At 63.2% G+C, this 11,392-nt stretch carries 9 protein-coding genes and 1 rRNA gene; 7 read left to right on the top strand and 3 right to left on the bottom strand.

Annotation, left to right across the window (positions count from 1 at the left end):
* Window positions 1-49 precede the first annotated feature (49 nt).
* The gene (locus ACVWY1_RS22965; protein ID WP_046857559.1) at window positions 50-391 is read left to right on the top strand and encodes a hypothetical protein; all 342 of its coding nucleotides are present in this window, start codon (window positions 50-52) and stop codon (window positions 389-391) included.
* Between the two features lie 54 nt (window positions 392-445).
* On the opposite strand, the gene lapD is transcribed toward ACVWY1_RS22965, so the two are convergent.
* Window positions 446-2,392 carry a cyclic di-GMP receptor LapD gene (lapD, locus tag ACVWY1_RS22960; RefSeq protein ID WP_139667773.1) on the bottom strand — a complete coding sequence of 649 codons (1,947 nt, stop codon included), beginning with the start codon at window positions 2,390-2,392 and terminating at the stop codon, window positions 446-448.
* A gap of 10 nt (window positions 2,393-2,402) precedes the next feature.
* A complete protein-coding gene (gene lapG, locus ACVWY1_RS22955) occupies window positions 2,403-3,104 on the bottom strand; it encodes a cysteine protease LapG (RefSeq protein ID WP_102685159.1) in 702 nt (233 codons plus the stop codon).
* 270 nt (window positions 3,105-3,374) lie between these two features.
* Here lapG and ACVWY1_RS22950 point away from each other — a divergent pair, with 270 nt between their 5' ends.
* The 6 genes from ACVWY1_RS22950 to ACVWY1_RS22925 all read left to right on the top strand — a co-directional run bounded on the left by ACVWY1_RS22950 (window position 3,375) and on the right by ACVWY1_RS22925 (window position 10,949).
* Window positions 3,375-4,067 carry a GntR family transcriptional regulator gene (locus ACVWY1_RS22950; protein WP_102685160.1) on the top strand — a complete coding sequence of 231 codons (693 nt, stop codon included), beginning with the start codon at window positions 3,375-3,377 and terminating at the stop codon, window positions 4,065-4,067.
* Between the two features lie 77 nt (window positions 4,068-4,144).
* Window positions 4,145-4,705, top strand: a complete 561-nt coding sequence (locus ACVWY1_RS22945; RefSeq protein ID WP_139667777.1) for a hypothetical protein — start codon at window positions 4,145-4,147, stop codon at window positions 4,703-4,705.
* Between the two features lie 599 nt (window positions 4,706-5,304).
* On the top strand, window positions 5,305-6,081 hold the full coding sequence (locus ACVWY1_RS22940; protein WP_139667779.1) for a DUF3050 domain-containing protein: 777 nt from the start codon (window positions 5,305-5,307) through the stop codon (window positions 6,079-6,081).
* On the top strand, window positions 6,078-7,007 hold the full coding sequence (locus ACVWY1_RS22935; RefSeq protein ID WP_258599641.1) for a diiron oxygenase: 930 nt from the start codon (window positions 6,078-6,080) through the stop codon (window positions 7,005-7,007). Before ACVWY1_RS22940 ends, ACVWY1_RS22935 begins: the two co-directional genes overlap by 4 nt.
* A 10-nt stretch (window positions 7,008-7,017) precedes the next feature.
* Window positions 7,018-10,449, top strand: coding sequence for an amino acid adenylation domain-containing protein (locus tag ACVWY1_RS22930; protein ID WP_277502447.1), 3,432 nt, complete (start codon window positions 7,018-7,020; stop codon window positions 10,447-10,449).
* A 32-nt stretch (window positions 10,450-10,481) separates the two neighbouring features.
* On the top strand, window positions 10,482-10,949 hold the full coding sequence (locus tag ACVWY1_RS22925; protein ID WP_277502446.1) for an SRPBCC family protein: 468 nt from the start codon (window positions 10,482-10,484) through the stop codon (window positions 10,947-10,949).
* 352 nt (window positions 10,950-11,301) lie between these two features.
* Here ACVWY1_RS22925 and rrf read toward each other — a convergent pair.
* Window positions 11,302-11,392: ribosomal RNA gene (gene rrf / locus ACVWY1_RS22920) — 5S ribosomal RNA — on the bottom strand; the annotation flags it as partial.

The following is an 11,392-nucleotide window of genomic DNA, read 5'->3' as shown; positions in this document are numbered from 1 at the left end:
CTATGCTGCTGACTACCAACAAGGAATCATCGTGACGAGGGACGCCGCCATGTTCTACGTGCAACGCGACGCTGACGGCCGTTTGCTGCGAGTGGAAGCCGCCGGGTTTGATGGATTTACGGACATGGTCCCCGCCGACAGTGCCGAGATCCAGGAATGGTTCGCCGACGATGTCGTTGAGAACAGCCTCAAGCAGCTCAAGCAGAGCGATCTGGACATGATCCGGGTACTGGAAGACCTGATCGAGGTGCTGACTGCCAAAGGCGTGTTCAGCATCACCGACCTGCCGCCCGGCGCCCAGGCCAAATTGCTCAACCGCTCCACCGCGCGCAAGGCGCTGGGTAGCCTGAACAACCTGATCGAGGAAGATGAGGAAGGCGGGCTGATCTGATCATGCTGGCGGCGCATCGCGGTGCGAATTGCCCCGCGATAACGCCGAGCCAGCTTAACGCCAGGGCGCCGGCCCACCCACCAGTTGCCCCTGGATACCCTGCACGCCCATCTCCCGCAGCACCTTCAACTCCCCTTCGGTCTCCACCCGCTCGGCGATCAGCGGCAGGTCGATGCTGTGCGCAGCCCGCTGGATGGCTTCGATGAACAGGCGCTTGTGCCGTTCCTGGTCGATGTTGCGGATGTAGCCACCATCGATCTTCAGGTAGGCCAGACCCAGGTGGGCCAGGTTGCCGATCATGCTGAAGCGCCCGCCGAAGCGTTGCAGTGCCAGGCTGAAGCCCAGGGTGCGCAGGCGCCGGGTGAGTTGCTCGAGCACTGACTGCTCGGGCAGCTGCTCCTCGCCGATCTCGAAGGTCAGTCGCTGCCCCAGCGCGCCGTGCTGCCCCAACAGCTCATAGACGCGCTGCAACGCCTTGGGGTCGGCCAGGGTGGCGGCCGATAGGTTCAGCGCCAGCGCTTCGCCATGCCCTTGCAGATGCTTGAGCACCTTCTCCAGCACCAGCAGGTCCAGCCGCGCCATCCAGCCGAAGCGCTCCAGCCAGGGCAGGAAGCGGCCGGCCGCCAGGGCTTCGCCCTCCTCATCGTGCAGGCGCGAGATGACCTTGTAGTGCAGCACCCGCTCCGGCGCCTTGGCGTCCACGACCGGTTGGAAGAACAGTTCGAACTGGCCCTTGCCCAGCGCCTGGTCCAGGCGCGTGTGCCAGGCATGGTGACTGTCGGCGGCCTGGCCCGCGGCTCCCTGCTCCAGACATACCCAGCCCGGCGCGGGTTGGCTCTCGGCGCGGGCCAGGGCCTCGTCGGCGAGCTTGAGCAGCGCTTGCGGCGCATCGCCGGGGCTGTAGGGGGCAAGGCCGATGCAGGCCACCGGGTCGACATCGCTGGCACCGGTCTCGTGCAGGCTCTGCAAGGTAGCCTCCAGGGCCTGGGCCAGCTGGATCGCCTCGTCATGGACCATGCCCGGCGCCAGCACCGCGAACTCGCCGCCACGGCTGCGGGTGATCAGGTCGTTGGTCTCCGGGTAGTTCGCACAGGTACGGCGCAGTTGCTCACCCACCGCCTGCAGCAACTGGTCGGTGCGTTGGCCACCCAGGCGGGCATTGAGCCCGGCCAGGTCCTGGACCCGCAGCAGCAGCAGGTAGCCGGTACGGGCCTCCTCCAGGTTGCTGACCCGGGCATTGAGCTGCATTTCGAAGTAACGTCGATTGGCAAGGCCGGTGAGGCTGTCCTGGTACGACTCCGCCCGCAGCTTCTCGCTGCGCTCGGCCTGCTCGGTGAACAGTGCCTTGAGCTTCTCGACCATCTGGTTCATCGCCTGCACCACTCGGCGCAGCTCGGGGGTGCGTGGCAGCTCGGGCAGACTGAGGAACTCACGACGGGCGATAGCGTGGGACTGTGCCACCATGTAGTCGAGCGGGCGCAACTGACGGCGCAGCAGCAGTGCCCCGAGCACCGCGCTCACCGCGCCGCACAGCAGCAGCCAGCCAAGGCTGCCCAGGGCGCTCTGCCAGAGTTTGCCCAGGGCAAACATCGGGTGGCTGATCACCTCGACCCGCGCCGCCTGCTGCCAGCCGCGGCTGACGAGGGCATCACCACCGGCCGGCTCCAGGCCGATGAGCTGGATGAACCAGCCCGGCACACCGCCGGCGTCAGGCTCGGCGTGGCGCTCGACCAACACGGCGTTGGAGTCCAGGTCGATGACCTTGATACTCGAGTAGTAGCCACTGTCGAAAATCGAGCTGACCATCAGCTCGACCATCGCTGGGTCGTCGATGTTCGGCGTCAGCGACAACGCCAGCGCGGTCGCGGCGTCCTGGGCATGGGAACGCAGCTGGTTGACGTACTGGCTGCGCGAGCTCTCCAGGCTGACCATGAAGCTGCCACTGAAGGCGATCACCAGGAACAGGCAAATGGCTAGCAGCAATTGTTTGAACAGTGACATCTGTGCTCCTTCAGTAAACCGGTTCGGCCGGGAACCCTTCGGCCTGCATTTTCTTCAGCAGATCCTGCCAACGCGACAGGCGCTTGGTGTCGCCGACCTTCTTGTTGCCGCCCGCGCCGGTCAGCCACAGGCCTTCACCGTTGAAGGCATACACCGGCAGCAGGTCGGTACGCTGGCTGGCCGGCTTGATCGCGTCCATCAGGCTGTCCAGCACCAGCGGCTGGGCCTGTGGGCTTGAATAATAGGTCAGGACCATGTGCGCACGGTTCTGGCGCAAGGCCTTTACGTAGGTGATGCGTAGCTTTTCCGCCGGAATGCCCATGCGCCGCAGGCTGAAGTACTTGGCGATGGCATAATCCTCGCAGTCGCCCGCACCCTTTATCAGCGATTGTACCGGCGTGGCCCAGTAATCGACCTCGTGCCACAGGTCGATGTCTTCGACATAGCGCAGCTGCTTGTTGAAGAACAGGTTGACCACCTGCAGCTGCTCCAGTTCGCTGCCCTGCTTCTGTGTCGCCATCAGGTTCTGCCAGGCATCGATACGCCCCTGGCCCGCGCCCATCGGGCCGTAGAGCGCCTGAGCGCGGCGACTGATCTGCGAGAAGTCCCAATCCGCCTGGGACACGCCCAGCCACAGGCAGCCGAGCAGCACGGCAAGGCCGAGCCGGCGTGCGGTCGCATTGAGAGGCCAAGGTATCGCCACTGCGGACACCCGTTCAGATCAGTCGAAAGCAGCGATGGTGCGGGCTGGAGACGCAAAAGACAATGGCACCGTGCGATCATGCTGCCAACTGTCGGCAAACCCGCTTCGTACAAGGGCTGGCGACCTTGGCTATCTTCCCAATGCCGGCAACTTGCTTCACGATAGCCGCGTTTTGACTCTGCGCCACGGCGCATCGCTTGATCAATCCGTTTGACAAGCGCCCCCTTCCCTCACTAGGGTTATTGGATCCAATTTTCATGTTGCCGAGGCGAACCCCGCGTGGCTGAGAAACCCAAACTCCTGAGCACCGTACTGGGTAGCGAACAAGTACCACCGCACCTGGCCCGGGGTGTTATCGAAGAGCGCCTGCGCAGTGCCATCCTTGATGGCCGCCTGCCCCCGGGCACCGCCGTGCGCCAGCAAGAGCTGGCGACTTTGTTCGGTGTCAGTCGCATGCCTGTGCGCGAGGCGCTGCGCCAACTCGAAGCCCAGTCGCTGCTGCAGGTGGTGATGCACAAAGGCGCCGTGGTAGCGCCATTGATCGGTGAGGACGCCGTCGACACGTACGCCCTGCGTGTACTGCTCGAGACCGAGGCGTTGCGCCAGTCGATCCCCTTGCTCGATGCCGGCGACATCGCCCAGGCCAGGGCTTACATCCGTCAACTGGAGACCGAGACTCGTCATGCCGAAATCGGCCGGCTCAATCGCCTGTTCCACATGGCCCTCTACAGCAAGGCGCAGAACCAGAAACTGCTGCGCATGATCGAGATCGAGCTGAACGAAGAGGAACGCTTCCTGCGTTTCCATCTGTCCTCGATGGGTTTGGGCAAACTCACCCAGGATGACCACATTGCCCTTGTCGATGCCGCCAACGACAGACTGGTGGACGAGGCCGTGAAGCTCCTGGAAGAACACCTCAACCATGCCGCGCGCACCATCAGGAAGTACCTCGACAGGCAATCGGCCAACTGATCCTGCCCAACCGCGCAGCCGCCCCTGGCGACCACCCGCTGCGTCGACACGATCCGCCACAAGGAACGGCAGTGCACGTGCAGACTCGACAGGACACCATGCCCGACCAGCCGCCCAGGATTCGCCTGATCTGCCTGGCAAACACACGGCAGCAACTTGCCCAGTACCGCACCTGGGCAACGACCCTGAGCGACCCCATCGAGCTGGTCGCGGTCGATGTCCCCTCCATTGCCGACTTCGAACAATCTCTGCCCATTTCCGGGCGCCTGACCCAGGCCCTGGTAGAGCAGCTCCAGCCCTACCTTATGCAGCCACATGCCGTGTTTGCCCAAGGCCTGGGCGCGCACATCGCCTTGGCCCTGATCCAGCAAGTGCAAGGTGCTTGTCCGGGCCTGACTCGTCACTTGTTTGTTTCAAGCTGTGACAGCCCACAATTCAGCACCACTTACCTGCCCCTGCATATCCCCATGACCGTGCTCTATCCGCCGGGCTCGCTGGCGGCGATGCTCGGCTGGCACAGCCTGGTACGCCGGGAGCTGGAGCTGATTGAGCTACCGGTGCAAGCGGTCGATACTTCGCTGCTGAACCAGCGCCTGGTGCGCATCTTCAACGCCCACCTCGGGTTGCTGAGCTTCTAATTCTCCTCTTGCCATCCGTGCGCTGATCAAGGCTTTTCCGCTGCCTGGTCAGTGCCTGGCCATGGCAGTGCCAGCATTTTGGGCACACTCTACCCCCCGCAGCGGCCGCTGATCATCAGACGTGGACCTGGCCGTTTGCCTCTTCATTCACCTGCAGAAGGAACCTGGCACCGGGGCAAGGACCGCAAGCGATCAGCCGCCCCTCAATAGTCCCTCTCTCCATCTCCGTTCATTCGTGCTCCGAGTGAGGCATTCACTCTGTGTCTATTTTTCTGATCGTTAATTATCGGAAGGAGCACGTATTGCCAAAATAAAACTTACTCAATGTTTTATTCAGGTACTTATATTTCAAGAAAAGTCCGAACATAAAATAATCAAAAAAACAATTGCGACCAACTTTGAAGTTGTTCTAACTTTTATATCGCCAGCCAAGGGCGGCCAGGCGTCACCGTGGACACCTCGCCAAACAAGCCCTGCTGGCCTCTGCCTGTTGTTCGAATTCGAGTTTTCACTCGAGGCCTTCATTCGCCCGGCATTTAGTTGCCCTGCAACTTCCAGAGCATAACGTCCCTGCATATCACCTCTAAACGGATCTCATCATGAGCACATTGAAGCGCACACTTTCCGACAAGAAACATGAACTTTCCCTGCACCCGCTATTTTCCGAAATCGATTCTCTGGAGACGCTGCGTGGGTTCATGGAAACCCACGTGTTTGCCGTCTGGGACTTCATGTCGCTGACCAAGCGCCTGCAGCAGGAGCTGACCTGCGTCAGCCTGCCCTGGCTGCCACCAAGGGACCCGGCTGCGGCGCGCCTGATCAACGAGATCGTCTTGGGCGAGGAATCGGACGATCGCCTCGATCATGGTCACTACAGCCACTTCGAGCTGTACCTGGATGCCATGCGCGAAGTCGGTGCCAGCACCCAGGCCATCGAGCGCTTCGTCAGCCTGCAGCAACAAGGCGTCGCGGCATTCGACGCGCTGCAACGCTGCGGCGCCAGTGAAGCCGCGCAGCGATTCGTTCGCGACACCCTCAAAGTGGCCATCGAGGCACCGGCCCACCAGGTTGCCGCCGCCTTCCTGCATGGGCGGGAAAGCGTCATTCCAGCGATGTTCCAACAAATTCTCGACGAGTGGGGCATCGGTACCGAGCAGGCGCCGACCTTCCGCTACTACCTGCAACGTCACATCGAAGTCGACTCCGAGGACCACGGCCCCGCCGCCGAGCAATTGCTGGCACGCCTGGTCGATCATGATCCGCTGCGCCAGGAAGACGTCTACGTGGCCGCCATCGCCGCGGTGGACAGCCGCATGGCCCTGTGGGACCGCCTGCGTACATCGCTGAAAGCGGCTGTTGCCGAGGTCACCCCATGAATGCCCTCGAGTATCGCTCCTTTGCCGAGGCCTGGGAGGCCAGGGCGACCATTCGCACCCGGCCCCGGCGCCTGGTGGAGGATGACCAGCGCCTGATCTACCCCCTGAGCCGCCAGCCCCTGGTGCTCGGCGCGACGTTCCAGCGCGAGTGCCCGCAGCTGCGCGACTTCGTGCTGGTACAGAGCCTCTACAAGTTCATCAATGACGTGGTGATCTTCGAGACCGAGATCGTCGACCGCACCGCCCGGCGCATCGCCAAGGACCGCTTTGCCGTGCGCTTCCCGTTCGCCTGCCGCTACGACGCGATGACCGTGGTGGTGGACGAGGACTATCACGCCCTGGTGGCGATGGACTTCCTGCAGCAGACCATCGCCCTGACCGGGATCGAGCCGATCGCCCTGCCCCAGGAAATCGAACTCAGCCGCGCCATTCCAGCCGCGCTGGAACAGGTGCCCGAGGCCCTGCGTGACGCCTTGGAGCTGATCTGCGTGGGCATCGCCGAGAACACCCTGACCGACGATGTCGCGGCCTTTGCCCGCGACGACTCGGTCAAGCCCTCAGTGAAGGGCCTGATGGCCGATCACCTGCTGGACGAAGGTCGTCACTCGAGCTTCTGGGCGCGCCTGACGCGCATCTACTGGCATACCGCGCCCGAGGCGGATCGCCAGATGATCGCCAAGGTACTGCCGTTGTTCCTGCGCCAGTACCTGACCAACGACATCCAGCAGGCTTTCGACTGTGCCCTGATCGACGCCCTGCCGGTGACCGACACGGTGCGCCAGGCCCTGCGTGAGGAAGTGCTGGGCCTGGCCTACCCGATCAACCGCCAGCATCCGCTGCTGGGCAACATCCTGCGTTTCTTCCGCAGCAGCTCGATGCTCGAGTCGCCCTGCGTACAGGACGCCCTGCGCGACTATCTGCCCTGAGGACCTAGACATGAGACGCCTCGACATACTTCTGGTGGGCACCAGCCCGCCCCTGGAGGAGTTCGCCCGCATGCTCGCCGAGCACGGACATGGCTCGGCCAGGGCCGATAGCGCCCAGGCCTTGCCCCGGCAGCTGTCGGCCCATCCCGACCTGGTGGTGGAGGATGGCAGCCTGGCACTGAGCAGCAGTGATTGGCAGCCCCTGGGCGGCACGCCGCTGCTCAGGCTGCGCCTGGGTGCGAGCTGCGCCGACACCCTGCCGCAACTGGAGGCCCTGTGCTGGTGCGGCAGTGCCAGCGCCCAGCGCCTGATCCATCGCGTGCCGATACACACGCCGCGCTCCGGTAATGGCCAACAGCTGCGTGAGGACACCTTGCAAGCCCTGTGCGAGCAACTGGCACTGCAGGTCACCCGCTTCGCCCGCAACCCGTTGCATTTGCAGGAAACGCCTGCGGTGAACCCGGGAGATCAGGAGCGCGAGCACAGCCTGGACTGGCTGGACACTTTGGCTTACCGACATCCGTTCAACCGCACGCTACGCGCCGATTTGCTGGAGAAGGCCGAAACAGACCTGATCGGCGACCTGGAACACAGTCTGCGTGTGTACGCAGAGTGTCATGCCGTGAACCACGACGGCCTGCGTTGCACTTATGAGCAGCTGCATGCCCGCACCGCCGTCATCCAGCAGGCCTTGTTGCCGCTGTTGCCCAACGCCGGGGAACAGCCGCCTGTGGTCGCCGTGTGCATGGGCAAGTCACCCGAGCTCTACGCCAGCCTGTTGGCGGTGCTGGGCTGCGCCGCCATCTACCTGCCACTGGATCCGGCCACGCCGGCCGAGCGCCGCCAGCTGATCCTCGACGACGCTGGCGCCTGCGTTCTGCTGCACGACGGTCAGGCGCCTGTGGATATCCCTGATGTTGATGTGCGCAACCTTCCTTTGCCGCAGGACTTGCCGCTGCCCAGCCTGGCGTTGCGCCAGGCTGCCGCCGACCAGGCCTGCGTGGCGATCTACACCTCCGGCACCACCGGCCAACCCAAAGGCGTGTTGCTCACCCAGGGCAACCTGGCGCACTTCATGGCCTGGTATCGCGAGCATGTGGGCTTGGACCGGCACAGCCGGGTACTGCAGTTCTCCACCATCGGCTTCGACGCCTCGCTGCTGGATATCCTGCCGACGTTCGCCTGTGGCGCGGAACTGGTCTTGCCCAGTGAGGACCAGCGTCGCGATCCGCAGCGGCTGGTACAACTTATCCACAGAGAGGAGGTGAGCCACGCGTTCCTGCCACCGGCGCTGCTGAGTATCCTTCCCCGTGATCTGCACCTGGGCCTGCGTCACCTGGTGACCGGTGGCGACGTCTGCGAACCGGAAGTCATCGCTCGATTGGCCGGGCAATGCCACATGCACAACATCTACGGGCCGACCGAAACCACCGTGCTGGCCACAACCCGGGTGTTCGCTGCAGGCGACGACAACCGCAACCTGGGGCTGCCGATTGCCAACACCCAGGTGCTGATACTCGACCAGCACCTGCAGCCGGTTTGTGAGCAGACCCCCGGTGAGCTGTACATCGCCGGGCCAGGTGTCGGCCTGGGTTACCTGAACAACTCCGAACTGAGCGCCGAACGTTTCGTCGAGCTGAGCTTGCCCGCGGGCCGCACACTGCGCGCCTACCGTACGGGGGACATCGGCAAATGGACCGAACAAGGTATAGAGCTGTGCGGCCGGCGAGACAACCAGGTGAAGATCCGTGGCTTCCGGGTCGAACCCGAAGAAATCGAGCACTGCCTGCGCGATAGCCAGCTGTTCGCCCAGGTGGCGGTGGTGATCGACGCCCAGCGGCGGGTCCTGGCCTTCCTTGCCCACCCGCAACGGGCCGATGCCGAAGCCTTGCTGCGCGAGCATGCCGAGCGACACCTGCCCGACTACATGCGCCCGACGTTCTATCAGGTACTGCAGCAGATGCCCTATACCGCCAACGGCAAGGTGGATCGCCGGGCGTTGTCGTTGCGTCCACTGGCCTTGCCAACCAGCCAGCGCATCGAACCACGGACAGCGACCGAGGAGCGCCTGCGTCGCCTGTGGAGCACGCTGCTGGAGCTCCCACAAAACGAAATTTCCGCCGACGACAGCTTCTTCAACCTCGGCGGTCACTCCATCCTGCTGTCGCGCTTGCTGCTGGAGGTCAGGGAGCACTTCGGCCAGGGGGTGGCCATCAACCGCTTCATCGAACAGCCGACCTTGCAGCGCCTGGGCGCGCTGCTCGATGGCGATCACGAGGCGTTGCAAACCTCCCTGGTACGCCTGGAGCAGGACGCCAACCGCGAACTGGGCCTGCAGGTGCAACCGCTGGAGCGCCTGGGCGATGTGCACAAGGTGATCGTCACCGGGGCCAACAGCTTCCTTGGCGTGCATCTGGTCGAGGCCCTGCTGGAGTGGGGCGCGAGTGAAGTCGCTTGCCTGGTACGCAGCGCCGCAGGGTTATCCGCCGATGAGCGTTTCTCCCAGGCCCTGCGGGACAACCACGTCACTCTGGACCGCAGCCGCGTGCGGGTATTCGAAGCGGACCTGCGCAAGCCACTGCTGGGTCTGGCCCAGGCCGACTACGACTACCTGGACAGCAACTATGGCGCGTTGCTGCACAACGCCGCGCAAGTCAACCATGTGCTCGACTACGAGGTACTGGCAGCCGACAACATCGAGCCGTTGTTCGAATGCCTGCGGTTGTGTGAGGGCCGTCGCAAGAAAATCTTCAACTTCGTCTCCACCCTGTCCGCCTGCAGCGCCGTGGATGGCGAGGGCCATGTGCTGGAGAGCGACCCCGCAGACACCCCGCCGATCTACATCCGCAATGGCTACAACCTGAGCAAATGGGTCGGCGAGCGCATCCTCAGCCGTGCCCGTGAACAAGGCGTGTGGGTCAACCTGTTCCGCCCCGGCAACATCACCTTCGATAGCCGCACAGGGGCCTGCCAGCCTCAGCGCAACCGGCTGATGCTGATGCTCAAGGGCTCGCTGCAGTTGGGCCAGGTGCCGGAGCTGGAAATCGACTTCGACCTCATGCCGGTGGACTTCCTGTCCCGCTTCATCGCTTTCCACAGCAGCCGTCACCAGGCCGGCCGGTGCGTGTTCAACCTGCATAACCCCGAACCCCTGCGCTGGCGTGACTACCTGGCTTCGTTCCATGCCCAGGGCCATGCCTTCGAACTGGTCAGCATCGAGCAGTGGCAGCGCCAGTTGGCCAGGGTCGATAGCGACAACGCGCTGTACGACGTCCTGGGCTTCTACCTGGACGGTTTCGAAGAAGACATCGGTGACATCTCCGGCATCGCCCACGACAACGCCCGCGCCGGCGTGCAGCGCATGGGCGCGCGTTACCCAAGCAAGGACCCGGCGCTGCTCAGTCGCGGCTGCCGCTACCTGGCCGACATCGGCTTTATCTGATCCCTTTCATGTACAACAGGAGCAACATCCCAATGCAAGCACTCAAACCCGATACCCTGATCCGCAACCCGCAAGGCTGTCTTGTGGTTTCCAGCGTGGAGATCGCCGCGCCGGCGGCCAACGTGTGGAACATCGTCGGCAACTTCGCTGGCTTCCCGGTGTTCATTCCTGCCCTGGCGCATATCGAGATGACCGGCAGCGGCGTGCGCTCGGTGCGCAAGAAGCTGTTCAAGGATGGCAACGTGGTGATCGAGCAGTTGAACACCCGTGACGATCAGGCCATGAACATGACCTGGAGCCTGATCTACACCAGTTTGAACATCGGCAATCTGTGGGCGGCCATGCAAGTGCAGGCGATCGATCTCCAACACAGCCGGGCCACCTGGACCATCCAGGCCGAGCCATGGGAAGGCGGGCCGGAGGCACTGCCGGGCTTCCAGGCATTTCTGCAGGGCTTTGCCGATGAGGCGATGGGGAATGTGCGTAACCTGCTGAGCTGATATCACTGGAAGGGGCTTGTGCCCCGATGGCAAAAAAGGCCGCTCCCGACCGGGAGCGGCCTTTTTTTGTCTTGAACATCAAGGGAGCTCTTCGGGCTGTGCTGTTGCACAGCAAAAAGAGATCTCTGTAGGAGCGGCTTTAGCCGCGATACAAGCAACTCGGTGTCTGGCACCCGCTTCGCGGGTGATCGCGGCTGAAGCCGCTCCTACAGGGGCCGTGCTGTGCTTTTGAATACTGTTCCCTTCGTACCAGCGCAGGGAGCTGGACGATCTCATACGAGAACTTCACGCATCGATACCCTGAAAAGACAAAGCCCCTGATCGCATCGCGATCAGGGGCTTTGGAATTGAATCTTGACGATGACCTACTCTCACATGGGGAAACCCCACACTACCATCGGCGATGCATCGTTTCACTGCTGAGTTCGGGATGGGATCAGGTG

The organism is Pseudomonas sp. TE6288 (genome assembly GCF_054062095.1).
This window is presented reverse-complemented; position numbering and strand designations above follow the sequence as displayed.